Below are 23,232 nucleotides of genomic sequence, written 5' to 3'. Positions count from 1 at the left end.
GAAGCCTATGTCCCTGATAGTTCTACTGCTTCTGCCTTTTATCGGCAGCTGTCTGGCGGCTTTGCTGCCACACAACGCGCGTAACACCGAATCCTTGCTGGCGGGTCTGGTTGCTTTGATTGGCACCCTCCAGGTGGCCCTCTTGTACCCGCAGATCGCCGATGGCGGCGTGATACGTGAAGAATTTTTCTGGTTACCCAGCCTCGGCCTGAACTTCGTCCTGCGCATGGACGGTTTCGCCTGGCTGTTCTCATTGCTGGTGCTGGGCATCGGCACGCTGGTTTCTTTATACGCCCGCTATTACATGTCGCCCGACGATCCGGTGCCACGGTTCTTCGCGTTTTTCCTGGCGTTCATGGGCGCGATGCTCGGGCTGGTGATCTCCGGCAACCTGATCCAGATCGTATTTTTCTGGGAGCTGACCAGTCTCTTTTCGTTCCTGCTGATCGGCTATTGGCATCACCGCGCCGATGCGCGACGCGGCGCCTACATGGCGTTGATGGTCACGGGCGCAGGCGGTTTGTGCCTGCTGGCGGGGGTCATGCTGCTCGGCCATGTGGTCGGCAGCTATGACCTGGACAAGGTCCTGGCCGCTGGCGATCTGATTCGCGCGCACCCTCTCTACCCCATCCTGCTGCCCCTGATTTTGATCGGCGCCCTGAGCAAAAGCGCGCAATTCCCCTTCCACTTCTGGCTGCCCCACGCGATGGCGGCGCCGACACCGGTCTCGGCCTATCTGCATTCGGCAACCATGGTCAAGGCCGGGGTGTTCCTGCTCGCACGACTATGGCCGTCGCTGTCCGGCAGTGAAGAATGGTTCTACATCGTCAGCGGCGCCGGCGCGTGTACGTTGTTGCTCGGCGCGTATTGCGCGATGTTCCAGAACGACCTCAAGGGTCTGCTGGCTTACTCGACCATCAGCCACCTCGGCCTGATCACGCTGCTGCTGGGCCTGAACAGTCCGCTGGCCGCCGTCGCCGCCGTGTTCCACATCCTCAACCACGCCACCTTCAAGGCGTCGCTGTTCATGGCCGCCGGGATCATCGACCACGAAAGCGGCACCCGCGACATTCGCAAGCTCAGCGGCCTGATCAAGCTGATTCCATTTACCGCGACCCTGGCCATGGTCGCCAGCGCCTCGATGGCCGGCGTGCCGTTGCTCAACGGCTTCCTCTCCAAAGAGATGTTCTTCGCCGAAACCGTGTTCATCAACGCCACCGCCTGGGTCGAGATGACCTTGCCGATTGTCGCGACCATCGCCGGCACGTTCAGCGTCGCCTACTCCCTGCGCTTCACGGTCGACGTGTTCTTCGGCCCGACCGCCACCAACCTGCCACACACCCCGCACGAGCCGCCGCGCTGGATGCGCGCGCCCGTGGAGTTGCTGGTGTTCACCTGCCTGATCGTCGGGATTTTCCCCGCGCAAGTGGTCGGCTCATTGCTGGCCGCCGCCGCCCTGCCCGTGGTGGGTGGCACCCTGCCGGAATACAGCCTGGCGATCTGGCACGGCTGGAACGCGCCGATGATCATGAGCCTGATCGCCATGTCCGGCGGCATCGTGCTGTACCTGCTGTTGCGCAATCAGCTCAAGCGCGGACGGTTCAAATACCCGCCGTTCATTGGCGGTTTCAACGGCAAGCGCCTGTTCGAGCGCGGTCTGGTGATCATGATGCGCCTGGCCCGTCGCCTGGAGCGGCGGATCAGCACGCGCCGCCTGCAAGCGCAGCTGTTCCTGATGGTGCTCGTCGCCGTATTGGCCGGGTTGATCCCAATGCTCCACAGCAGTCTGAGCTGGGGCGAGCGGCCGAAGATTCCGGGCTCGATCGTGTTTGTGATTCTCTGGCTGCTGGCGATTGCCTGTGCCCTCGGCGCGGCGTGGCAGGCCAAGTATCACCGGCTCGCGGCCCTGACCATGGTCAGCGTCTGCGGCCTGATGACCTGTATCACGTTCGTCTGGTTCTCGGCGCCGGACCTGGCCTTGACGCAACTGGTGGTCGAGGTGGTGACCACCGTGCTGATCCTGCTGGGCCTGCGCTGGCTACCGCGACGGATTGAAGAGGTTTCGCCGCTGCCGGGCAGCCTGCGCAGGGCGCGCATCCGGCGGATCCGCGACTTGCTGCTGTCGACCGTGGTCGGCGGCGGCATGGCGTTGCTGGCCTACGCGATGTTGACGCGCCAGACCCCCAACGACATTTCCTCGTTCTACCTCAGCCGCGCCTTGCCCGAAGGCGGTGGCAGCAACGTGGTCAATGTGATGCTGGTGGACTTCCGCGGCTTCGACACCCTCGGTGAAATCACCGTGCTGGTGGCCGTGGCCCTGACGGTGTTCGCCCTGCTACGACGTTTCCGCCCACCCAAGGAAAGCCTGCAACTGCCGGCCCAACAGCGCTTGCTGGCACCCGATGTCGTCACCGACCTGGTCAACCCGCGTCACGCCAGCGACACCGCGCTCGGCTTCATGATGGTGCCGGCGGTGCTGGTGCGCTTGCTGTTGCCGATTGCGCTGGTGGTGTCGGTCTACCTGTTCATGCGCGGGCACAATCAACCGGGCGGCGGTTTTGTCGCCGGGCTGGTGATGTCAGTGGCGTTCATCCTGCAATACATGGTCGCCGGCACCCAGTGGGTCGAGGCGCAAATGAGCCTGCGGCCGCTGCGCTGGATGGGCACCGGCCTGCTGTTCGCCACGGCCACCGGGCTTGGGGCGATGGTGGCCGGGTATCCGTTCCTGACCACCCATACCTGGCATATCGACCTGCCGGTGCTGGGCGACATACATATCGCCAGTGCGTTGTTCTTCGACATCGGCGTGTACGCCGTGGTGGTCGGTTCGACACTGTTGATCCTCACCGCCATCGCTCACCAATCGGTACGGGGCCACAAAACCGCCGCCCTGCCCAAGTCCGTCGCCAGCAAAGGAGCCGTCTGATGGAAGAAGTCATCGCAATCGCCATCGGCGTTCTGGCCGCGTCCGGCGTCTGGCTGATCCTGCGGCCACGGACATTCCAGGTGGTGATGGGCCTGTGTCTGCTGTCCTACGGCGTCAACCTGTTCATTTTCAGCATGGGCAGCCTGTTCATCGGCAAGGAGCCGATCATCAAGGACGGCGTGCCGCAGGACTTGCTGCATTACACCGACCCTCTGCCGCAAGCGCTGGTGCTGACCGCCATCGTGATCAGCTTCGCCATGACCGCGCTGTTTCTGGTGGTGCTGCTGGCCTCTCGCGGTTTGACCGGGACCGACCATGTCGATGGCCGGGAGCCTAAAGAATGAATGCGATGACGCACCTGATCGCCGCACCGATTCTGCTGCCGCTGCTGACCGCCGCCATCATGCTGATGCTGGGCGAAAAACACCGCCCGCTGAAGGCCAAGATCAATCTGTTCTCCAGCCTGCTGGGCCTGGGCATTTCCGTGGCGCTGCTGCAATGGACACAGTCCACCGGTGTGCCCGGCTCCATCGGTGTTTACCTGCCGGGTAACTGGCAGGTGCCGTTCGGCCTGGTGCTGGTAGTTGATCGCCTGTCGGCATTGATGCTGGTGCTGACCGGGATCATCGGCGTCAGCGCCCTGCTGTTCGCCATGGCCCGCTGGGACGGCGCCGGTTCGAGTTTCCATGCGCTGTTCCAGATTCAGATGATGGGCCTTTATGGCGCGTTCCTGACGGCGGACCTGTTCAACCTGTTCGTGTTTTTCGAAGTGCTGCTGGCGGCGTCCTACGGCCTGATGCTCCATGGTTCGGGTCGGGCGCGGGTGTCGTCGGGCCTGCATTATATCTCGATCAATCTGCTGGCTTCGTCGCTGTTCCTGATCGGCGCGGCGTTGATCTATGGCGTCACCGGCACCTTGAACATGGCCGACCTGGCGCTGAAAATCCCGCTGGTCCCGCAAGCCGATCGCGGACTGTTGCATGCCGGCGCGGGGATTCTCGCGGTAGCGTTCCTGGCCAAGGCCGGGATGTGGCCGCTGAACTTCTGGCTGGTGCCGGCCTATTCCGCAGCCAGCGCGCCAGTGGCGGCGATGTTCGCGATCATGACCAAGGTCGGCGTCTACACCTTGCTGCGCCTGTGGACGCTGCTGTTCTCGGGGCAGGCCGGCGCCTCGGCGTATTTCGGCGGCGACTGGCTGATCTACGGCGGCATGGCAACCATCGTCTGCGCGGGCATCGCGATCCTCTCGGCACAGCGGCTGGAACGCATGGCCAGCCTGAGCATTCTGGTGTCGGCGGGGATTCTGCTGTCAGCCATCGGTTTCGCCCAGCCGAACCTGATCGGCGCGGCGCTGTTCTATCTGGTCAGCTCGACCTTGGCATTGAGTGCGCTGTTCCTGTTGTCGGAGTTGATCGAGCGTTCACGTTCCGCCAATGAAATGCCGCTGTTCGACGACGGCGACCTGCTGCCCCGCCCCATGGAATCCCTGCAACCGCCCAAGGGCATCAACCTGGACGACGAACAGAAAGCCGTGGTGGGCCAGGTGATTCCCTGGACGATGGCGTTCCTCGGCTTGAGCTTTATTGCCTGTGCGTTGCTGATCATCGGCATGCCGCCGCTCTCGGGCTTTATCGGCAAGCTTGGCCTGCTCAGCGCCCTGCTCAATCCGTCGGGCCTGGGCAATGGCGTTGACGAACCGGTGTCGAACGCGGCGTGGGGGTTGCTGGCGTTGTTGATCCTGTCCGGACTGGCGTCGCTGATTGCCTTCGCGCGCGTGGGCATCCAGCGCTTCTGGACGCCTCAGGAACGGCCATCGCCCTTGCTGCGCCGCTTCGAATGCGTGCCGATCATCGTGCTGCTGGGGCTCAGCGTTGCCCTGACCTTCAAGGCCGAACCGCTGTTGCGCTACACCCAGGCCGCTGCCGATGCCTTGAACAACCCGCAGCAATACGTCATGGCGGTGTTGGGCACGCGCGCGGTGCCGAGCCCCGAATCCCGGGCGGCGATGCTGGAGGTGCAGCCATGAAGCGTCTGTTGCCTGCTCCATGGCTGTCGCTGGCGCTGTGGCTGTTGTGGCTGCTGCTGAACCTGTCGCTGAGCCCCGGCAATCTGTTGTTGGGCGCGATGCTCGGGTTCTGTGCGCCGCTGATGATGCGCAAACTGCGGCCGCTACCGATCCGCATTCGTCGGCCCGGTGTGATTGTGCGTTTGTTCCTGCTGGTGGGCCGTGATGTGGTGGTGTCCAACCTCGCCGTGGCCTGGGGCGTGCTCAACGCCGGGCGTCGTGCGCCCCGCTCGCAGTTCGTCAAGGTGCCGCTTTCGTTGCGCGACGCCAATGGCCTGGCCGCATTGTCGATGATCTGCACGGTGGTTCCCGGCACGGTCTGGTCGGAACTGGCGCTGGACCGCAGCATCCTGTTGCTGCACGTATTTGATCTGGAGGATGAAGCGCTGTTTATCGAGCATTTCAAGGCGACCTATGAGCGCCCCTTGATGGAGATCTTCGAATGAGCGAATTACTGTCGAACGCGGTCCTGCTGAGCCTGTTCATCTTTTCCCTGGCGATGATCCTGACCTTGATCCGGCTGTTCAAAGGGCCTTCGGCCCAGGACCGGGTTCTGGCACTGGATTACCTGTACATCATCGCCATGCTGATGATGCTGACACTGGGCATTCGTTATGCCAGTGACACGTATTTCGAGGCGGCGCTGCTGATCGCCCTGTTCGGCTTCGTCGGCTCGTTTGCCCTGGCCAAATTCCTGCTGCGTGGCGAGGTGATCGAATGACTGCTCAACTGTCCCTGTGGGTGGAAATTCCAGTGGCGATCCTGTTGGTGCTCAGCAGCCTGTTCGCGCTGATCGGGGCGATTGGCCTGGTGCGGATGAAGGACTACTTTCAGCGCATGCACCCGCCAGCACTGGCCTCGACGCTGGGCGCATGGTGCGTGGCCCTGGCCTCGATCGTCTACTTTTCGGCGCTCAAATCCGCGCCCGTGCTGCACGCCTGGCTGATTCCGATTCTGTTGTCGATCACGGTTCCGGTCACCACATTGCTGCTGGCGCGGGCGGCGCTGTTTCGCAAGCGTATGGCAGGGGACGATGTGCCGGCTGAAGTGAGTAGCCGGCGCACCGAAAGCGGGAGCTAGACGCTTTTACTGTTGCATTACCTCAGCTCACATCCAGGCAACAGCCAACAACCCGGCTCCCAGCACCACACACAATGGCGAGTAAGCCCAGGTGTCGAGTCGGGCAAACTTCGAGCCCTTGACCTGCTTGAAGAACCCCATCAGATTCGAATCGCCGATTGCCCGGGCGAACATCAGCATCGCAATCGCGCTGATCACCCATTGCAGCGACCAGTGCTGCACCGTGGGCAAATACAAGCCGACCCTCAGGCACACCAGCATCGCGATCAGCAGCAACCCGACCGCCACCAGTAGCGTGGCAAATCCAGAAGGCTTGAAGGCAGGCTTTGATTCCCCCCCGCCCTCCCCGGGCACGCGTGGCACCGCCGCCTCGCTCCCCAATGTGCCACCCGCCGCCCAATACAGGTGGATCAAGCTGATCAACAGGAAGATGGCAGCGATCCATTGCGCAATCATCAAGCTCATATTCAGACATCCAACGTAAAATGTCGCAGGAGGATGGACCTCCTTGAACGTTTTTGTAAGGATATTCGTCATTGGCCGGGTACATGACCTGGCCAATGACGAATTTGCCAAACATCAGTATCACTTCAACCCCGTAGCGACTTTATCCGCGACATCCTTGGGCACCCAGGCTTGCCACACGTCGGGGTGTGCCTTCATGAACGCCTCGGCCGCTTGACGTGGCGGGGTGTGTTTTTCGCTCATCTGCGCCAGGGCCTTGTTCAACGGATCAATCGGCAAATCGACTTTGCTGAAGAATTCAGCGATCTGCGGATACTGTTTCTGAAATGGCGTGGACACACCAATCGACAGCTTCGAGGGCAGCGAGCGCGTCGGTTTTGGATTGGGGTTGTCAGCGTCGGTCAGGGTTTTCCACGCTTCGGCATCAAAGGGCGGTTCCTCCAGCTGAATCAGCTTGTAGCGGCCGAGCAAAGGCGTCGGTGACCAATAGTAAAACAGCACCGGCTTGCCACGACGGATCGATGAACTGATCTCGGCATCCAGCGCCGCCCCCGAACCGCTGCGGAAATTCACATAGCTGTCGTTCAGGCCATACGCCGTGAGTTTCTGCTTGTTGACCACCTCCGATGTCCAGCCAATCGGGCTGTTGAGGAAGCGCCCCTTGCCCGGACTTTCCGGATCACTGAACACATCCTTGTACTTGGGCAGGTCACTGACGCTGCGCAAGCCTGGCGCCAGCGGCTTGATGCCCTTGGCCGGGTCGCCCTTGATCACATACTCGGGCACCCACCAGCCCTCGGTGGCACCTTTGACCGTATCACCCAGGCTCGCGACCTTGCCTTCAGCCTCGGCTTTGACCCAGACCGGGCTGCGTCCGGCCCATTCTTCGCCAATGACCTGAATGTCATTGTTGGCCAGTGCGGTTTCCAGGGTGATGGTGGTCCCGGGCAACGTGTCGGTCGACAAGCCGTAGCCCTTCTCGACGATGATCCGCAGGATATCGGTGATCAGACTGCCGCTTTCCCAGTTCAGATCGGCGAAATGAATCGGCGCCTGCGCCGCGGCGGAAACCGGAGCAGGTGAACTCAATACTACAAACGTGGCCAGGGTAGCGACCCACAACCGTCGAAATCCTTTCATGCCTTTGCACCTCGTGCTTTCACAGCATTAGCAGGATGGCCTGACAGAAGACCGCAAGCCTCTGAATACTCAGTCATCTGACTGTAGTAGAGGTTCCTGCTTTCGAGGGGCACGAATTAATTTTCGGAAGTTTCCTGCAACCGCGCCAGCTCTCTTCTTACCATGCTGGCGTAGGCCGCCGGACGCAGCGCGTATATCTGTGACGCCACCCAACTCAGCCAGGCTCCCTGCAGAATCGCCTTGTGCTCGAACAATCGCCGGGCTTCGACGCTTGCACTGGCCTGGTTCTGCTGGTGGAAATCGGCGCGGGTCAGGGTCATTACTCGCTGGCCTTGAACGTCACCAGTTCGCCCTTGCGCCACTTGGCGGCTTTGGCGGTCACAGCCTTCAGGGTCTTGGTCAGGCCTTCCTGCAGCTGTTGGTGGGCGGCGAAGACCATGACGACGCTATGACCTTCCTTGAACACGATCCCATGACCATCTGCTGTGGTGACAAAGGCGTAATCACCCAGGCCATACACCGTCAGTTTGATTTCGCGGAACTTGATGTCGAGCTTGCCGCCTTCACGACTGGGCAGCACAGAGGCGCTGAAGTGATCGCCAACCTTGAGCTTGAGCCCTGGTTTGTCATCGACCACCAGCGCTTCTTCAGTGTCGAGTTCGGCGATGTAAATGCCTTCAGCGTTTTGTTCGGTGATGTAAACGAAACGTGACTGGAACTGTTTAACCAGCTTTGCGCGCAAATCACCCAGCACGAACAAAGCATGCATATCGAGATTACTTACTGCCAAGGAAACATCCCCACATTTGAAAATGATGCCGCACGCAGAAAAAGCGCACAGCAGAAAAAAGCGGCCATGCCGAAGGTGTTGCCATGAGGCCCGGGTTGAAATCCTGAGCTGAGCGTAGCGCTCAGGCGTCGCGAGGTCAGTGAGACTACTGGAATATCACTCGCGCCGTCCTCTGTGAAAGTCGTCAGAAGTTGAAGGAAAAAGCCCTTCTTGCCGCCAGAGGAAACCGGATTACCAACTTTAAGGAAAAAACTCTTTAAAAAAAGCACTTTTCCGACATATCGCCAGCAAAAAATTGCTTTAGATGAACGCCATCCGCCGGACAGTGATGGCGATTCTAGAGCAGCCATGCTCATTGAGACTACCCATAACGACGTACGCACGTCGGCAAAACAAGGAAAAGGACTTCTTATGTGCACCATGACTCACTTCGCCATCCCCATGGCACGACACAACGATAGCGCTCGCTCGATGCTTGCGGTGGACTTTCAGCCCCATGCGTATGCGTCTGAAAGCCTCCGAATTCCGCAATTTCAGGTCGTATTGGCAGGGAGCGCGTTCTTTCATATCAAGGAAACGGCCACCGGCCGCGTCAGAGGTTTCCGCGCCAGCCATAACGCAGCCTGTGCCCTTGCCCGCGTGCTCGAGTCACGCGGTTGACGAATTCCAGGGTTTGATTGCCATAGACGTTTCGTCACACCGATGACTTAACTCAGCCGTCGACAGGCAACAACTGCCATACTGCCCGACCAATGAAATCCGTCCCCAGGGCGGACGGCGTTCAACACAACAGAAAATTTCCAAGGGAAGGCAGCTACGTGACGGAATTTGATATCGGTGAATTTTTTATCCGGGGCGAAGCCAGAGAGGTCGAAGGCGAATTCCAGGCTGTCATTGTCATGCGCGCCAAACCACCGTTGACCGCTGTGACGTATCACCAGGTCGAGAAAGATCGCTGGTTCAAAACCTCGGATGTCGCCGCCGTTGCCGCAAAGGAAGCTGCACAGGCCCTGAAAACTGCTGTCGACAACGGTGCATTGAACGCCTGATCCTCAGATTTGCAGTCTATGCTCTCTCCTGCTTTCCACCATCGCTTTCGAACTCCTGACGCGCGGCCCCCTCAGATGCAATGAAGCCGCACTCAGATATCGCATTCGACGCGACACGCAAGGAGATGACAATGGATTCACCTACACACGACTTGAAGGGCTTGTTCGACCAGCTCGGCCTTGATTCCAGCGAGAAAGCCATCGATGACTTCATCGCCAGCCATTCCCCTTTGGCTGATGACAAGAAACTCATCGACGCCGAGTTCTGGACCCCACAACAAGCTGGCTTCCTCAAAGAGCAATTGCGAGAAGACGCCGATTGGGCGCGGGTGGTCGACGACCTGAACCTGCGCATGCACCAGGTTCACTGACCCGCACGGTCAATGCAGGCTGCCAGGTGCTACGGCGTTCAATTGCGCCAGCCAGGCAGCCTTGCACTCCTCGGCTTCATCGCGGCTGCAATACACCGTCCCACGGCGCTCGCCATTGAGCAACACGACCCAACAAACGCTCTGCCCCATCGCACGCAAATAGGCGGGTACACCGCTGCCAATCATGACGGCGACATCGACTTTACTGTGCATGCTGACCTCTCGAATTTCATTAGCAACCTAACTATGCAGGCATGTTAATGAGTTCATTCGCGCGGAAACAGCAACGAGCCTGCACAGCTTCGTTGCCAATCCCGTAACAATGGTCAGCGGCTCAGCGTGCACTCTGCGGCTTGTAGCCCAATCGCAGTCCACCCCAGTGTCGGCCCTTGAGCATGATCGGCACCGAGAGGTCGTGCATCAGTTCACCCGTGTCTCGGGTATAGGTTTGCAGCAACACAGGCTGTTGATGGCTGCCACAGCGAATGCCGGTGCGGTCGGCGAACTTGCGCTTGGTGCGGTTCTGCAAGGTATCGACCTGTGCATCACCGGTCAGCGGCAGGCTGAAAGCCTTGTTATGGGTCGGCACATAACCCTGCTGAGTGCAGGCGATGGCAAACACCAACCCGTCATGGCGCGGCAACAACGGTTCCTGAATGGCCGGCAAAACCTGATCGGTGTAGCGGTCGAAGCGCGTCTGAAACTTGGCCGGGTTGGTGTTGGGGATCGCTTGATAGTTGCGATCAAACAAGTCGTCGAGACTGATCCGGCCCTCGTCGATATCCGCCTCAAAGCGTGCAGTGATCTGACTTGCGCCTTCGCGAGCCAGGTCATAAATCCTTTGGTGATAGTCATCCAGCCCGACTTCGGCGAGGCGCTCGCTGATGGTTTCGGCTTGCCCCTCCATTTGCACCGCCGCCTGAGCCAGACGCTGGGTCTGTTGGTCGCTGACCGCCAGGTCGCTGCGCATCTGTTCGATGGCGTGAAACAGGCTGTCGAGTTGTTCACGGTTGGTGTCGGTCCCCCGAGCGATTTCTGCGACCTGGTGTTCGACGCCTGCGGCCAGGCGCGCAATGTTCTCCAGATGCTGACCGGTGTGCTCGACCTGCTGGACGCCAGTGTCGAGATCGCTGGACAGTTGCCGGATCTGCTCCACCACTTGCGCTGTGCGTTGCTGGATATCGGCGACCATCTCCCCGACTTCGCCGGTCGCGGTCGCCGTGCGCGCCGCCAGGCCACGCACCTCATCGGCCACCACCGCAAACCCGCGTCCGTGTTCCCCGGCCCGGGCCGCTTCAATGGCGGCGTTCAAGGCCAGCAGGTTGGTCTGGCTGGCGATGGATTGAATCACCAGCGTGACCCGTTGAATGTCGTCGCTGCGCACACTCAAGGCTTCGATCAGCTCACGGCTGTTGCTGGCGCGCTGGCTGAGCTGATGCATGCGGGAGATCGATTCGATCAATTCCGTACGCCCGGCCGCACTGCTCTGGTGGGCCTCGCTGGCAGCGTTCAAGGCTTCTCGACTGAGTGTCGAGGTGGCTTGTTCGGTGGAAATCATCACTTCGGCGTTGCTCACAATCCGCTTGGCCGCATCGAGCTGCGACTGGACCCTCTCGGCCAGTTGCTTGACCGAATACGCCACGCCAGCGGCGGACAACGCGTTGTGACTGGTGGTGTAGGAAAGGTCGCGAGTCAGCTCGGCAATGGCGCTTGAGCTGTCGGCAGGGGTTGAATCGACGACGGCGCGCGTACGCAAGCGTGGCAGCCAGACGATCAGCACGGCCACCGGCAGACCGATGTAAAGCGAAGCGCCGCCCAAGGTCATGCCACAGAGCAACAGCACCAGGGCGATGCTTTGCAAAGTCGGCGTCAGCCAAAGGTTTTTTGGCGCAAGTACTGGTGCAGGCACATGCCCAACCAGAGATCCGTCTCTCGTCATCTTCGTCACCCCGTGGAGCTTCTAATTGTTGTGACTGCATTAAACGCCACTAGTGGGCCATTATCTATGGTCCATTAGTAGTGGGCCTTGCAGCAGATCAATAGAAGGGCACGAGTTTTTCGCAGACGAAAAAAAGCATCGCGGGCAAGCGTCGTTCCTTCAGGAACAAGGCTTGCCCGCGATGCGGGGCGTTACGAAATCAGGCCTGACGCTGGTGCTTGTCGATCTGTTCGTGACGCTCTTGAGCTTCGATGCAGTACTTGGTGGTCGGGCTGATCAGCAAGCGCTTGAGGCCAATGGCCTCGCCGCTGTCATCGCACCAGCCGAAGCTGTCTTCTTTGATGCGTTCCAGAGCCTGTTCCAACTGAGGCAGCATGCGCTGGTCGCGATCGATCGCGTTCACCAGCCAGGTGCGCTCTTCTTCGACAGAAGCAGCGTCGGCCGGATCGGCTGGAGTGTCCAGGCTCTCGATGGCGATGCGATTCTGTTCGATGCGCTCATGGGTTTCGACTTTCATGTTCTGCAACAGCTCGGAGAAAAAAGCATGTTGCTCGGCATTCATGTAGTCATCCGCCGGCATGGCCAGCAACTTGTCCTTTGTCATTGATATCTCTATAAAAAAACGTGCATTAAGGCGAATTAGGGAGCGTTCCGGCTGACCAGGTCTGGCCATCGGAAAGGCGCCATTTATTCCAAGCGCCACCCGGCACTCAATTTACGAGGGGCGGCAGTCTAAGGCCGACTTGAGGCCTCAGCAACTGAAAAGACAGCGAATTCGTCCGACAAAGCCACGAAAGTGCTTTATGGCAGCCTTTGCGGTGGTTATCGGAGTGCGTTTATAGCAAGAAATTCAATCAAGCGGCTGTATATAGAAGACAAACGGCTGCGCCACGCGGGTCAGGCGTGGCGCATGTTGCTGTTTCGTCCGGCTTCAGCGCTTGAGTTTACGCTTGTTGCGGTACTGGTCGATGACGACCGCCACCACAATAATCAGTCCCTTGATAATGTCCTGAATATACGCATCGACCCCGACAAAGGTAAACCCGCTGGCCATCACCCCGAGAATCAGCGCACCGATCACCGTGCCGGTGATGCGCCCTACGCCACCGGCCAGGCTCGTGCCGCCGATGACCGCAGCGGCAATCGCATCCAGTTCATAGGACATGCCCATTCCGGCCTGCCCCGTCGCGGCGCGCGCTGAAGCCACCACACCTGCCAGACCGGCCAGCAAGCCGGCGATGCTGTAGACGATGACCAGATGCCGCTTGACGTTGATCCCCGAGGTACGCGCCGCCTGCATGTTGCCGCCGATGGCGTAGGTGTACTTGCCGTACTTGGTGTAACGCAGGGCGATGTGAAAGATCACCGCCACGACCAGGAAGATGATCACCGGCATCGCACCGTGCCCGATGGCCGTGTAGGAATCCGACAGCATGCTCACCGGCTGGCCCTCGGTGTAGAACCGTGCCAGGCCCCGCGCCGACACCATCATGCCGAGGGTGGCAATGAACGGTGGAATGCCGGTGATGGCAATGATGCTGCCGTTGATTGCCCCCGCCAACAGCCCAACCCCAAGCCCGGTGATGACCGGAATCCACACCGGCAAGTCCGTCAACGACGGAAACACCGCCCGGGCAAAGTCCGAGGTCTGTGCCAGGCTGGCCGCGATCATCGCCGACAACGCCAGCACCGAGCCGGAAGAAAGGTCGATCCCGGTGGTGATGATCACCTGCGTCACGCCGATGGCCAGCAGACCGATGATCGACACTTGCAGGATCATCAGCACCAGGCGCTGGGAGTTCATCAGGAAGCTTTGGTCGCGCACGATCCAGCCGAACACCTCAAAGACCAGGCCGATGCCGATCAGCACCAGGAAAATGCTCAGCTCGGTCGGGAAGCGCCGGCGACTTTTGATCGGTGCCGTTGCTGGCTTGTTTTCCAGTATCGCGTTCATAAACACTCACCCTTCTCTTGCGTAGCCAGCCGTGACCATCGTCACCACCGGCATCAATTAGTGAACCAAGGACAGGCCCGAGGCCAATTGCATGACCCGCTCCTGGGTCGCTTCGCTGCGGTCGAGGGTGCCCATCAGGTCGCCCTCGTGCATGACCATCACCCGGTCGCTCATGCCCAGCACTTCCGGCAGCTCCGAGGAAATCATGATCACCGCCATGCCTTCGCTGGCGAGGCAGGAAATCAGCCGGTAGATCTCGGCCTTGGCCCCGACATCGATGCCGCGAGTCGGCTCGTCGAGAATCAGGATTCGCGGGTTGGTCATCAGCCAGCGCGCCAGCAAGGCTTTCTGCTGATTGCCGCCGGACAAGGTGTCGATGCACTGTTCCAGCGAAGGGGTTTTGACCCGCAGCTTCTTGCACATGTCTTCGCACAGCGCACGCAGGGCTTTCTGTTGGATAAAGCCATGTCCGGCGTAATGCGGCAGCACGGCCATCTCCATGTTTTCCAGGACCGACAGGCACGGGAACAGACCGCTGAGCTTGCGATCCTCGGTGAGCAAGGCGAAGCCCTTCTCGATGGCCAGGTGCGGATCGCTGATGCGCACCACTTCGCCATCGAGGCGAATCTCGCCGCCATCGCTTGGGGTAATGCCGAAAATCGCTTCGGCGACATTGGTGCGGCCCGAGCCCATCAACCCGGCGATCCCGAGAATCTCGCCCGCATGCAGGTCGAAAGAGACGCCTTTGAAAATGCCGTCCAGCTTGAGGTCGCGCACCGACAGCAGCAGATCACCGATCGGCTTCTCGCGCACCGGGAACAACTGGCTCAGTTCGCGACCGACCATCATCGATATCAGGCTGTCGCCGTCCATGCTGTCAGCCCGTTGCAAGCCGATGTAGGCGCCGTCACGAAACACCGCCACTTCATCGGCGATGCTGAACACTTCATTCATTTTGTGGGTGATGTAGATGATGCCTTTGCCCTGACTCTTGAGGTCGGCAATGATCGAGAACAGGTGGGCGACTTCCTTGTCGGTGATCGCCGAGGTCGGTTCGTCCATGATCAGGATGTCGGAGTCGTAGGACACCGCCTTCGCAATCTCGACCATCTGCCGCTCGGCAATGCTCAGGTTGCCAACCTGCTCTTCGGGATCAAGGTTGATCCGCAGACGCTCCAGCAACTGGGCGGTGCAGCGGTGCATTTTGCGGTGGTCGATCATGTGCAGGCCGTTGAGCTGCTCGCGGCCGATCCAGATGTTTTCGGCGATGCTCATGTGCGGCATCAGGTTGAGTTCCTGGTGGATCATCGCGATCCCGGCTTGCAGCGCCGCCAGTGGCGTTTCGAAGACCACCGGTTTGCCCCGCAGGCGAATTTCACCGGCGTCCGGCTGGTAGATGCCGGCGATGATTTTCATCAGCGTCGATTTGCCCGCACCGTTCTCACCCATCAGGGCCAGCACGGAACCGGGGCGCACCCGAAGCTGTACATCGGACAAGGCCACCACACCGGGAAAACCCTTGCTGACGTTGATGATCTCCAGCAGGTACGGCTCATCGACAGGTGTTGCGGTTGGCTGGATACCCACCAACGGGGTGCTCGAAGCAGTCGCTGAAGCGAACATGATCAGGTACTCCATCAGCAAGGTCGCCGTGGCAACCTTGCGTACTTATTGTTGTTATTGAACGGACGGGCTATTTGAACGTGTCGACGTTTTGCGGGGTGATCAAGCGATACGGGACCCAGACGGCCTGCTCAACCGGCTCGTTCCTGGCCATTTTCACGGCGGTATCGATTGAACCGTCCGCCTGACCTTTGGCGTCCTGGAACACCGACACCGCCATGCTGCCCTTCTTGATGGCGTTCAAGCCATCCGGCGTGCCGTCGACACCGGCGATCAGCACACTGCCCTTGTCGACGCCGGCCTGTTGCAGGGCCATTGCGGCACCGATGGCCATTTCATCGTTGTTGGCCACGACCGCATCGAACTTGCGGCCCTGGGTCAGCCAGTCGTTGACCAGGGTCATGCCTTTGTCGCGCAGCCAGATCCCTGTCTGCTCTTGCTCGATCTTGATGTTCGGGTACTTGGCCAGCACCTCTTTAACGCCTTTGGTGCGGTTGGTGGTGGAGTTGTTCGCGAGGTCGCCGAGCAGAATCACGATGTCACCCTTGCCGCCCATTTTGTCGGCCAGGTACTGCATCTGCATTTCACCGGCCTCCAGGTCGTTGGAGGCTACCGTGACCACGCCTTTGGGCAGCTTCAGGTCATCCGGGCGGCGGTTGACATAGACCAGCGGGATGCCGGCCTTGACCGCCGCTTCAGTGATTTTTTTGGTGGCGGCGGTATCCACCGGATTGACCACAATGGCATCAACCTTCTGGCTGATGAAGCTTTCGACCTGGCTCAGTTGCTTGACCACGTCACTGCGAGCGTCTTCGAATTGCAGCTTTACGCCCTCGGGATATGCCTTGGCTTTCTTGTCCATGGACTCGCGCAGGTAGGTCAACCAGGTGTCATCGAACTGGGACATGCTGACACCGATCTTCATGTCGGCGAGTGCCGCGCCGCTGGCGAACATCAGGGACAAGGCAAGCGAGGCGAAACGGATCTGGGTCTTCATGAAAAGTCTTTCTCCACATTCTTGTTGGTTTTATGGATAAGGCGGGACGATTTTTCAGTAAGCGGGCAAGCGATGAAAACGAGCGAGAGGCAGGTCGCTGGAAACGACTTTATTGGAATATTATTTCTATATCAACTCATTTTAGAATTTTATTCTGATTTTATTCCACGGTGATCAAACTGCCCCAAAACCACCACTTGCTGGCGCTCTGCACTCAATCGCGCCGCGTCCAGAACGCGGGTGGTCGCCAGTGCATCACGGGCCTCGACCGGCAGTGGGCCACCGCTCTGTAACGCGGTTTGTAGCTGTAAATAGAACTGCTGCCAGCAGCCGCGTTCGGAGGGTACCCGCTCGCGCACTTCGCCCTGTTCGAACCAGCCCCAGCGCCGATGCTCCTCGACGCCCCAGCGTTCGCCTTCGGATTTTGGCGAGAGCCCGGCCAGCGCCGAGGCCTCCTGCCCGTCCAGCCCGTCGACGCTGTAGCAACCCTGGCTGCCGGTAACGCGGAAACGCGGCCCGGGGGTGTTTTGCAGGCAACTGCCGCCCAGGTGCGAGGTGACGCCGCTGGCATGGGTCAGGGACATAAAGAAGCCGTTATCGAACACCTGGCCTTTTTCCAGGTAGTCCAGTTCGGCGTACACCCGCGTGACCGGGCCAAACAGTTGCAGCGCCTGGTCCACCAGATGGCTGCCCAAATCACGAAGAAAGCCACCGCCACTGCCGTTGTTCACGGCTTGCGGGGCGTAACGTTCGATTCGCGATTCGAAACGGGTGACCTGGCCCAACGCGCCGGACTCAATGAGTTTGCGCACGGTGAGGAAGTCCGAATCCCAACGCCGGTTCTGGTAGACGCTGAGCCGCACGCCCTGGCGCTCGGCCATCGTGATCAGGGTCTGTGCCTGTTGCGCATCGGCGGAGAAGGGTTTGTCACTGACCACCGCCACGCCATGTTCGATGCCGTCGAGCACCAGCGCCGGGCGACCCTTGAGTGGAGTGGAAATCACCAGCACATCGACGCCGGCCTCGACCAGTTGGCCAATGCTGTCGAAGGCCGGCACGCCAGGGTGCTCGGTCGCCAGCAGCTGTCGGCGCTCCGGTGAACGGGTGACCACGCCGACGAATTTGGCTGTCGGCAGGCTGCTGATCAGCGGAGCATGGAAAAACCGGCCGCCATGGCCGTAACCGACAAGTCCGATACGCATGTGTGTATTCCTTCTTATTGTTCTATGAACCGCTCACCGGGTGTACATGGCCCCTGTGGGAGCGAGCTTGCTCGCGATAGCGGTCTGACAGTCACTTTGAGGTTGAATGTGCTGCCGCCATCGCGAGCAAGCTCGCTCCCACAGGGATGGTGGTTAGCCGTAGAAATGTGGCCGGTCAGGCAGAGCAACTTTGACGATGGCCCCGCTGCCTTGTGCTTCGATGCACGCATCTGCTGCAACGGCAGCGGCGAAGCCATCCCACGCCGAAGGGCCGCCCACCTGCCCGGCCCGTACGCCATCGATAAACGCCTGCAACTCCACGTCATAGGCCGCGATGAAACGGTCCTTCCAGTCCATCAGAATTGCGTTGGACAGCTTCGCGCCGCTGCGTAACTGAACCTGGGACGGCTCCGGCAGTTTGGCGATGCCGGTCTCCCCCACCACTTCGCACTGGATGTCGTAGCCGTACTGGCAGTTGACGAAGACTTCCACGTCGATGCGCGTGCCCTTGGCGGTTTCCAGCAGGACGATCTGCGGGTCTTTCAAGTGCGCGAGGGCTTTGCTGCTCTTGCGCGGGAATACGACCTGCACCGACACATAATCGTCGTCGAGCAACCAGCGCAGCACGTCCAGCTCATGGATCAGCGTGTCGGTGATCGCCATATCAGTCTTGTAGTTCTCACCCACGGTCGGGTTGCGGTGCGCGCAGTGCAGCATCAGCGGTTCGCCGATCTGGCCGCTGTCGATGACTGCTTTGAGGGCGCGATAACCTTCATCGTACGGGCGCATGAAACCCACTTGCACCAGGCGTTTGCCGTGGGTCACTTCGGCTTCGACGATCTTGCGGCAGCCTTCAGCGGTGACGGCCAGGGGCTTCTCGCAGAACACCGGTTTGCCGGCTGCGATTGCTGCCAACACGAACTCCTCGTGGCTCGGCCCCCAGGAAGTGACGAGGATCGCCTCGACTTCCGGCGCCTTGATCAGCGCGTGACCGTCGGGGTAGACCTCGGCGGTGAGCTTGAGGTCGGACACCACTTTCGCCGCTTGCTGCAAATTAATGTCGGTCACCGCAACCACCTTGCTATTGAGCAGGGTCTGGCTGCAACGACGGATGTGGTCCTGGCCGATGGCCCCGGTGCCGATAACGCCTAGCTTCAACGACATGTCTGTTCTCCTGTTGGAATTTTTGTAGAGCAATCAGTACTGACGGGCCTTGGCCAGTCGTTCATTCAGGGTCTTGGCCACCGCGTCGGTGCGGGCGCTGTTGGAGACTTGCGCCACGCCGACCCGCCACCACGACAGGTAGCCGTGAATCATGGTTTTGGGCAGGACCTTGATGTCGATCAGCGTCGACACCGTCTGCAACCGTGCATCCGCCAGTGCAGTCCGCAGCTCGTCCACGGTGTTGACCTTGTAGGTCTTGCAGCCGTAAGCCGCCGCGCTCATGGCGAAATCCACCGGCACGAAGTCGCCATCGAGCTTGCCGGTTTCAGGATTACGGAACCGGAACTCGGTGCCGAAGCTGTCCATGCCATTGCCCATCTGCAGGTTGTTGATGCAGCCGAAGGTCATGTTGTCGAGCAGCACCACGTTGATCTTGCGTCGCTCCTGGATCGAGGTCGCCAGCTCCGAGTGCAGCATCATGTAAGAGCCATCGCCGACCAAGGCGTAGACCTCGCGCTGCGGCTCAGCGAGTTTCACACCCAACGCGGCGTTGACCTCGTAGCCCATGCACGAATAACCGTACTCGACGTGATAGGTGTTCACACCCTTGCTGCGCCAGCTGCGCTGCAAGTCGCCGGGCAAGCTACCGGCGGCGGCGACGATAATGGCGTCATCGGCGAGGGTTTCATTGAGCACGCCGAGCACGCGGCTCTGGGCCAGGCAGGAACCGGTCAGCTCGATGAATTCGCGCAGCACCGCCGGGTCCATGTGGTCATTGATTTCCGGGGTGAAATCCTTGGCCTGGTATTCGACCTGATTGAGGCGGTCGATTTCTTCGTCCAGCTGCACCTTGGCTTCACGAGGTTGATCGCCCCAGCTGGAACGGTAGTCACCCAAAGCTTCAGCCAGCGCTTGCAAACCGGTTCTGGCGTCCGCCAGCAATTGCACGCCATCGAGTTTCAGCGCATCGCACGGGCTGATATTGAGGTTGAGAAATTGCACCTCGGGATGCTGGAACAAGGACTTCGACGCGGTGGTGAAATCACTGTAGCGGGTGCCAATTCCGATGATCAGGTCGGCGTCCCGGGCCAACAGATTCGCCGCCAGGCACCCGGTTTCGCCGATGCCGCCGACGTTCAGCGGATGGCTGGACAGCACCGCGCTCTTGCCGGCCTGGGTTTCTGCGAAGGGAATGTCGAAGCGCTCGGCGAACGCCTGCAACTCAGCATTGGCCCCGGAGTAACGCACTCCGCCGCCACAAATGATCAGCGGCTTGCGCTTGCCCTTGAACAGCGCCAACGCATCACCGAGCATCGCTTCAGTGGCCGGACGCCGCTCGATGCGGTGCACGCGTTTTTGCAGGAAATAATCGGGATAGTCGTAGGCCTCGGCTTGCACGTCTTGCGGCAAAGCCAGGGTCACGGCGCCGGTTTCGGCGGGATCGGTGAGCACGCGCATGGCGTGGATCGCCGCCGTCATCAGTTGCTCGGGACGGTTGATGCGGTCCCAGTATTTGCTCACGGCTTTGAAGGCATCGTTGGTGCTGATGCTCAGGTCGTGAAACTGCTCGATCTGTTGCAGCACCGGGTCCGGCTGGCGACAGGCGTAGACATCGCCGGGCAACAGCAGCAAGGGGATGCGGTTGGCGGTGGCCGTCGCGGCGGCGGTCAACATGTTCGCCGCGCCGGGGCCGACCGATGAGGAGCAGGCGTAGATCTTGCGTCGCAAGTGCTGCTTGGCAAAACCGATGGCGGCGTGGGCCATGCCTTGTTCGTTGCGGCCCTGATGGACGACGAGGTCGCCGCTGTCCTGCTCCAGGGCCTGGCCCAGGCCCAGCACGTTGCCGTGGCCGAAAATGGTAAAGACCCCGGCGACGAATTTGCTCTGGACGCCATCGACCTCGATGTATTGGTTATCGAGGAATTTCACCAGGGCCTGGGCCATGGTCAGTCGTGTTGTGGTCATGTCCAATCCTTCAATACACCAAAAAAACCTGTGGGAGCGGGCTTGCCCGCGATGGCGGCGGTACATTCAACATTGCTGTGTCAGGTAGATCGCTATCGCGGGCAAGCCCGCGCCCACACGGGACTTTCATTAGCCTTGGGATTTTTGCAGGTGATCCATGCTCGCGCCGATGGCTTGCTCAATATCGGCCAGGCCATGCACGCTCTCGGCAAACGGTTCAAACGACAGGTAGCCGTTGTAGCCGTTACTCAACAACGTCTCGATTTGCACCGCGTTCCCGAGAATGTCGCCCTCGCCCACCAGCACCCGATGGCCGTCGCGAATGGTCGCCAGCGGTGCCTCGGCATCTTCGACGCCGGAGATGTGCACCAGTCCGGTCAGCTCGGGGAAAAACTCGGACTCGCCCGCCAGGTGATGGTGAAAGGTGTCGTGGACCAGGCGGAACACATCCAGACCGCCGATGGCCTTGATCGCGTCCACCGCCGTGCGTTTGCGCCGCAGCGAGCACTCTTCAAAACCCAAGGGCTCGATGAAACCGAGAATGCCGTGATCGCGCAGGATCGGTGCCAGTTCGGTCAACGCGGCGCGCAACCACGTCGCGCGTTCGGCTTCGTTGCGCGGATCGGCGCGATCATTCAACGGGCACATGACCACGCCCTGTGCGCCGCACTTTTGGGCATACGCGGCCAGCTTCAACGCTTGCTCGCGACGCTCCGCGTTCCACACATCGAACGGGTATAACGCGTTGATCGACAGCACGGTGATGCCATTGGCGGCGCACAGTTCGCGCACCCGTTCCGGGGGAGTGCCGTCTTTGATCTCGACGCCTTCGAGGTCGTTGCGAATCTCGATGGCGTCAGCCTTGAGGGCCACCGCCAACTCGATGAATGCCGGCAGGGACAAACGGGGGGCGACCATACGGTTCAGGGCGAAACGCAGGGGCTTGCTCATTATTGTTGTTCTCCGCAAGGGCGTGTTATTTGGCAGTCGGCATGCTGAATTCAGGGCCTTTGGCAATGCTGTCGGGCCAGCGCTGCATCACGCTTTTGTAGCGACTGTAGAAGCGGATGCCTTCTTCGCCGTAGGCGTGGTGATCGCCGAACAGCGAGCGCTTCCAGCCACCGAACGAGTGCCAGGCCATCGGCACCGGAATCGGCACGTTGATACCGACCATGCCGACCTTGATGGTGCGGGCAAAGGCGCGGGCAATGCCGCCGTCGCTGGTGAAACACGACACGCCGTTGCCGAATTCGTGGGCGTTGATCAACGCCACGGCACTGGCGAAATCCGGCACCCGAACGATGCCCAGCACCGGACCGAAGATTTCCTGCTGATAGATGCTCATCTCGGTCGTGACGTTATCGAACAGCGTGGCGCCAACGAAGAACCCGTTCTCGGCGCCCGGCACCTTGAATCCACGACCATCGACAATCAGCTGCGCGCCTTGGGCCACGCCTTGATCGATAAAACCTTCGACCTTGGCCTTGTGCTCAGCCGTCACCAACGGCCCCATGTCACTGTCACCCTGCATGCCGTTGCCAACCTTGAGCTGATCGATGCGCGGCAGCAGTTTGGCAATCAACGCGTCACCGACATCGCCCACAGCGACCGCTATCGAGATCGCCATGCAGCGCTCGCCGGCCGAGCCAAAAGCGGCGCCGATCAAGGCGTCTGCGGCTTGGTCTAGATCCGCGTCGGGCATGACGATCATGTGGTTCTTCGCCCCGCCCAGCGCCTGAACGCGCTTGCCGCGTGAGGTGGCTTGCTGGTGGATGTATTCGGCAATCGGCGTCGAGCCGACAAAGGAAATCGCCTCGATGTCCGGGTGTTCCAGCAATGCGTCGACCGCCGTCTTGTCGCCCTGGACGACGTTGAACACGCCATCCGGCAAACCGGCTTCGGTCAGCAGGCGGGCCATCAGCACACTGGCCGACGGATCACGCTCGGACGGTTTGAGGATGAAACAGTTACCGGTGACCAACGCCAGCGGGATCATCCACAGCGGCACCATCACCGGGAAATTGAACGGTGTGACGCCGGCGCACACGCCCAGTGGCTGACGCAGGTTCCAGTTGTCGATGCCGCCGCCTATGTTGTCGCTGAATTCAGTCTTCAGCAGGTTCGGCGCGCCGCAGGCGTATTCGACGATCTCGATGCCACGGGTGACTTCGCCCTTGGCGTCGGAGAACACCTTGCCGTGTTCACGGCTGATGATTTCGGCCAGCTCATCGTGATGACGGTCGAGCAATTCCTTGAACTTGAACATCACCCGCGAACGGCGCAGGGACGATTGTTCGGACCACGCGGGGAAGGCTTTCAGGGCCGAGGCGACGGCCTCGTCCACGGTCTTCTGGCTGGCCAGCCCGACGCGCGCTTGCACCGCGCCGGTGGCCGGGTTGAAGACGTTGCTGAACCGCTCGCTGGTGCTGTCTTGCACTTGACCGTCGATGTAATGGCCGATGACCGGGACGTCACTCATTGTTCTTGTTCTCCGTGCAGAAG

The 23,232-nt window shown here is 60.4% G+C and carries 24 protein-coding genes; 9 read left to right on the top strand and 15 right to left on the bottom strand.

Annotated features, from left to right (window positions below):
- The first annotated feature begins 7 nt into the window (after nucleotides 1–7).
- The 6 genes from QRN31_RS27810 to QRN31_RS27785 are packed head-to-tail and all read left to right on the top strand — an operon-like array spanning nucleotide 8 to nucleotide 6,071.
- Nucleotides 8–2,926 carry a monovalent cation/H+ antiporter subunit A gene (locus QRN31_RS27810; RefSeq protein WP_285435872.1) on the top strand — a complete coding sequence of 973 codons (2,919 nt, stop codon included), beginning with the start codon at nucleotides 8–10 and terminating at the stop codon, nucleotides 2,924–2,926.
- The gene (locus tag QRN31_RS27805) at nucleotides 2,926–3,270 is read left to right on the top strand and encodes a Na+/H+ antiporter subunit C (protein ID WP_007986256.1); all 345 of its coding nucleotides are present in this window, start codon (nucleotides 2,926–2,928) and stop codon (nucleotides 3,268–3,270) included. The genes QRN31_RS27810 and QRN31_RS27805 overlap by 1 nt, the downstream gene beginning before the upstream one ends.
- Nucleotides 3,267–4,952 (top strand): monovalent cation/H+ antiporter subunit D, encoded by a 1,686-nt coding sequence (locus QRN31_RS27800; protein WP_285435866.1) that lies wholly within the window; start codon nucleotides 3,267–3,269, stop codon nucleotides 4,950–4,952. Before QRN31_RS27805 ends, QRN31_RS27800 begins: the two co-directional genes overlap by 4 nt.
- Entirely contained in the window at nucleotides 4,949–5,437 is a 489-nt protein-coding gene (locus QRN31_RS27795) for a Na+/H+ antiporter subunit E (protein WP_285435864.1), read from the top strand. Before QRN31_RS27800 ends, QRN31_RS27795 begins: the two co-directional genes overlap by 4 nt.
- Nucleotides 5,434–5,712: a K+/H+ antiporter subunit F gene (locus tag QRN31_RS27790; RefSeq protein WP_222587271.1), complete on the top strand. Its 279-nt coding sequence runs from the start codon at nucleotides 5,434–5,436 to the stop codon at nucleotides 5,710–5,712. The genes QRN31_RS27795 and QRN31_RS27790 overlap by 4 nt, the downstream gene beginning before the upstream one ends.
- Complete coding sequence (locus QRN31_RS27785) at nucleotides 5,709–6,071, top strand: Na+/H+ antiporter subunit G (RefSeq protein ID WP_285435862.1); 363 nt, start codon at nucleotides 5,709–5,711, stop codon at nucleotides 6,069–6,071. Before QRN31_RS27790 ends, QRN31_RS27785 begins: the two co-directional genes overlap by 4 nt.
- Nucleotides 6,072–6,098: 27 nt before the next feature.
- Here the strand turns inward: QRN31_RS27785 and QRN31_RS27780 are convergent, their stop codons facing one another.
- The 4 genes from QRN31_RS27780 to QRN31_RS27765 all read right to left on the bottom strand — a co-directional run bounded on the left by QRN31_RS27780 (nucleotide 6,099) and on the right by QRN31_RS27765 (nucleotide 8,466).
- Nucleotides 6,099–6,536 carry a DUF3995 domain-containing protein gene (locus QRN31_RS27780; protein ID WP_285435860.1) on the bottom strand — a complete coding sequence of 146 codons (438 nt, stop codon included), beginning with the start codon at nucleotides 6,534–6,536 and terminating at the stop codon, nucleotides 6,099–6,101.
- A gap of 120 nt (nucleotides 6,537–6,656) precedes the next feature.
- Nucleotides 6,657–7,676, bottom strand: a complete 1,020-nt coding sequence (locus tag QRN31_RS27775; protein WP_285435858.1) for an ABC transporter substrate-binding protein — start codon at nucleotides 7,674–7,676, stop codon at nucleotides 6,657–6,659.
- A 116-nt stretch (nucleotides 7,677–7,792) separates the two neighbouring features.
- Entirely contained in the window at nucleotides 7,793–7,996 is a 204-nt protein-coding gene (locus QRN31_RS27770; RefSeq protein ID WP_285435857.1) for a hypothetical protein, read from the bottom strand.
- A complete protein-coding gene (locus QRN31_RS27765; RefSeq protein ID WP_090185257.1) occupies nucleotides 7,996–8,466 on the bottom strand; it encodes a hypothetical protein in 471 nt (156 codons plus the stop codon). The genes QRN31_RS27770 and QRN31_RS27765 overlap by 1 nt, the downstream gene beginning before the upstream one ends.
- A gap of 471 nt (nucleotides 8,467–8,937) precedes the next feature.
- On the opposite strand from QRN31_RS27765, the gene QRN31_RS27760 reads away from it, so the two are divergent.
- The 3 genes from QRN31_RS27760 (at nucleotide 8,938) to QRN31_RS27750 (ending at nucleotide 9,886) form a co-directional block, all read left to right on the top strand.
- Nucleotides 8,938–9,126: a hypothetical protein gene (locus tag QRN31_RS27760; protein WP_414921527.1), complete on the top strand. Its 189-nt coding sequence runs from the start codon at nucleotides 8,938–8,940 to the stop codon at nucleotides 9,124–9,126.
- 158 nt (nucleotides 9,127–9,284) lie between these two features.
- Nucleotides 9,285–9,515 (top strand): hypothetical protein, encoded by a 231-nt coding sequence (locus tag QRN31_RS27755; protein WP_285435924.1) that lies wholly within the window; start codon nucleotides 9,285–9,287, stop codon nucleotides 9,513–9,515.
- A gap of 131 nt (nucleotides 9,516–9,646) precedes the next feature.
- Nucleotides 9,647–9,886, top strand: coding sequence for a DUF2789 domain-containing protein (locus QRN31_RS27750; protein ID WP_084323168.1), 240 nt, complete (start codon nucleotides 9,647–9,649; stop codon nucleotides 9,884–9,886).
- A 9-nt stretch (nucleotides 9,887–9,895) separates the two neighbouring features.
- On the opposite strand, the gene QRN31_RS27745 is transcribed toward QRN31_RS27750, so the two are convergent.
- From QRN31_RS27745 to QRN31_RS27695, 11 genes are all read right to left on the bottom strand, one after another.
- A complete protein-coding gene (locus QRN31_RS27745; protein ID WP_285435854.1) occupies nucleotides 9,896–10,099 on the bottom strand; it encodes a hypothetical protein in 204 nt (67 codons plus the stop codon).
- Nucleotides 10,100–10,220: 121 nt separating this feature from the next.
- Nucleotides 10,221–11,444 (bottom strand): methyl-accepting chemotaxis protein, encoded by a 1,224-nt coding sequence (locus tag QRN31_RS27740; protein ID WP_502942527.1) that lies wholly within the window; start codon nucleotides 11,442–11,444, stop codon nucleotides 10,221–10,223.
- A gap of 580 nt (nucleotides 11,445–12,024) precedes the next feature.
- The gene (locus tag QRN31_RS27735; protein WP_007907888.1) at nucleotides 12,025–12,429 is read right to left on the bottom strand and encodes a TraR/DksA family transcriptional regulator; all 405 of its coding nucleotides are present in this window, start codon (nucleotides 12,427–12,429) and stop codon (nucleotides 12,025–12,027) included.
- Between the two features lie 327 nt (nucleotides 12,430–12,756).
- Nucleotides 12,757–13,779, bottom strand: coding sequence for an ABC transporter permease (locus tag QRN31_RS27730; RefSeq protein WP_285435849.1), 1,023 nt, complete (start codon nucleotides 13,777–13,779; stop codon nucleotides 12,757–12,759).
- A gap of 57 nt (nucleotides 13,780–13,836) precedes the next feature.
- The gene (locus QRN31_RS27725) at nucleotides 13,837–15,402 is read right to left on the bottom strand and encodes a sugar ABC transporter ATP-binding protein (RefSeq protein WP_285435847.1); all 1,566 of its coding nucleotides are present in this window, start codon (nucleotides 15,400–15,402) and stop codon (nucleotides 13,837–13,839) included.
- A gap of 70 nt (nucleotides 15,403–15,472) precedes the next feature.
- Nucleotides 15,473–16,399 carry a sugar ABC transporter substrate-binding protein gene (locus QRN31_RS27720; RefSeq protein ID WP_285435846.1) on the bottom strand — a complete coding sequence of 309 codons (927 nt, stop codon included), beginning with the start codon at nucleotides 16,397–16,399 and terminating at the stop codon, nucleotides 15,473–15,475.
- Nucleotides 16,400–16,548: 149 nt separating this feature from the next.
- A complete protein-coding gene (locus QRN31_RS27715; protein WP_285435845.1) occupies nucleotides 16,549–17,601 on the bottom strand; it encodes a Gfo/Idh/MocA family protein in 1,053 nt (350 codons plus the stop codon).
- A gap of 153 nt (nucleotides 17,602–17,754) precedes the next feature.
- On the bottom strand, nucleotides 17,755–18,765 hold the full coding sequence (iolG, locus tag QRN31_RS27710) for a bifunctional inositol 2-dehydrogenase/D-chiro-inositol 1-dehydrogenase (RefSeq protein WP_285435843.1): 1,011 nt from the start codon (nucleotides 18,763–18,765) through the stop codon (nucleotides 17,755–17,757).
- Nucleotides 18,766–18,798: 33 nt separating this feature from the next.
- On the bottom strand, nucleotides 18,799–20,730 hold the full coding sequence (gene iolD / locus QRN31_RS27705) for a 3D-(3,5/4)-trihydroxycyclohexane-1,2-dione acylhydrolase (decyclizing) (protein WP_285435842.1): 1,932 nt from the start codon (nucleotides 20,728–20,730) through the stop codon (nucleotides 18,799–18,801).
- Between the two features lie 129 nt (nucleotides 20,731–20,859).
- Entirely contained in the window at nucleotides 20,860–21,681 is an 822-nt protein-coding gene (locus tag QRN31_RS27700) for a TIM barrel protein (protein ID WP_285435840.1), read from the bottom strand.
- 25 nt (nucleotides 21,682–21,706) lie between these two features.
- Nucleotides 21,707–23,209: a CoA-acylating methylmalonate-semialdehyde dehydrogenase gene (locus QRN31_RS27695; protein WP_285435839.1), complete on the bottom strand. Its 1,503-nt coding sequence runs from the start codon at nucleotides 23,207–23,209 to the stop codon at nucleotides 21,707–21,709.
- Nucleotides 23,210–23,232: the final 23 nt, after the last annotated feature.

It is taken from the genome of Pseudomonas sp. fls2-241-R2A-110 (assembly GCF_030209165.1).
Lineage (GTDB): Bacteria > Pseudomonadota > Gammaproteobacteria > Pseudomonadales > Pseudomonadaceae > Aquipseudomonas.
Note: the sequence above shows the minus strand (reverse complement) of the source record. Positions and strands in the feature narration are given on the sequence as shown.

Excerpts from the sequence above, each read along its gene's own strand:
- QRN31_RS27810 (WP_285435872.1), top strand. The coding sequence starts at position 8 with ATGTCCCTGATAGTTCTACTGCTTCTGCCTTTTATCGGCAGCTGTCTG.
- QRN31_RS27805 (WP_007986256.1), top strand. The coding sequence starts at position 2,926 with ATGGAAGAAGTCATCGCAATCGCCATCGGCGTTCTGGCCGCGTCCGGC.
- QRN31_RS27800 (WP_285435866.1), top strand. The coding sequence starts at position 3,267 with ATGAATGCGATGACGCACCTGATCGCCGCACCGATTCTGCTGCCGCTG.
- QRN31_RS27795 (WP_285435864.1), top strand. The coding sequence starts at position 4,949 with ATGAAGCGTCTGTTGCCTGCTCCATGGCTGTCGCTGGCGCTGTGGCTG.
- QRN31_RS27790 (WP_222587271.1), top strand. The coding sequence starts at position 5,434 with ATGAGCGAATTACTGTCGAACGCGGTCCTGCTGAGCCTGTTCATCTTT.
- QRN31_RS27785 (WP_285435862.1), top strand. The coding sequence starts at position 5,709 with ATGACTGCTCAACTGTCCCTGTGGGTGGAAATTCCAGTGGCGATCCTG.
- QRN31_RS27780 (WP_285435860.1), bottom strand. The coding sequence starts at position 6,536 with ATGAGCTTGATGATTGCGCAATGGATCGCTGCCATCTTCCTGTTGATC.
- QRN31_RS27775 (WP_285435858.1), bottom strand. The coding sequence starts at position 7,676 with ATGAAAGGATTTCGACGGTTGTGGGTCGCTACCCTGGCCACGTTTGTA.
- QRN31_RS27770 (WP_285435857.1), bottom strand. The coding sequence starts at position 7,996 with ATGACCCTGACCCGCGCCGATTTCCACCAGCAGAACCAGGCCAGTGCA.
- QRN31_RS27760 (WP_414921527.1), top strand. The coding sequence starts at position 8,938 with ATGCTTGCGGTGGACTTTCAGCCCCATGCGTATGCGTCTGAAAGCCTC.
- QRN31_RS27750 (WP_084323168.1), top strand. The coding sequence starts at position 9,647 with ATGGATTCACCTACACACGACTTGAAGGGCTTGTTCGACCAGCTCGGC.
- QRN31_RS27745 (WP_285435854.1), bottom strand. The coding sequence starts at position 10,099 with ATGCACAGTAAAGTCGATGTCGCCGTCATGATTGGCAGCGGTGTACCC.
- QRN31_RS27740 (WP_502942527.1), bottom strand. The coding sequence starts at position 11,444 with ATGATTTCCACCGAACAAGCCACCTCGACACTCAGTCGAGAAGCCTTG.
- QRN31_RS27735 (WP_007907888.1), bottom strand. The coding sequence starts at position 12,429 with ATGACAAAGGACAAGTTGCTGGCCATGCCGGCGGATGACTACATGAAT.
- QRN31_RS27730 (WP_285435849.1), bottom strand. The coding sequence starts at position 13,779 with ATGAACGCGATACTGGAAAACAAGCCAGCAACGGCACCGATCAAAAGT.
- QRN31_RS27725 (WP_285435847.1), bottom strand. The coding sequence starts at position 15,402 with ATGTTCGCTTCAGCGACTGCTTCGAGCACCCCGTTGGTGGGTATCCAG.
- QRN31_RS27720 (WP_285435846.1), bottom strand. The coding sequence starts at position 16,399 with ATGAAGACCCAGATCCGTTTCGCCTCGCTTGCCTTGTCCCTGATGTTC.
- QRN31_RS27715 (WP_285435845.1), bottom strand. The coding sequence starts at position 17,601 with ATGCGTATCGGACTTGTCGGTTACGGCCATGGCGGCCGGTTTTTCCAT.
- iolG (WP_285435843.1), bottom strand. The coding sequence starts at position 18,765 with ATGTCGTTGAAGCTAGGCGTTATCGGCACCGGGGCCATCGGCCAGGAC.
- iolD (WP_285435842.1), bottom strand. The coding sequence starts at position 20,730 with ATGACCACAACACGACTGACCATGGCCCAGGCCCTGGTGAAATTCCTC.
- QRN31_RS27700 (WP_285435840.1), bottom strand. The coding sequence starts at position 21,681 with ATGAGCAAGCCCCTGCGTTTCGCCCTGAACCGTATGGTCGCCCCCCGT.
- QRN31_RS27695 (WP_285435839.1), bottom strand. The coding sequence starts at position 23,209 with ATGAGTGACGTCCCGGTCATCGGCCATTACATCGACGGTCAAGTGCAA.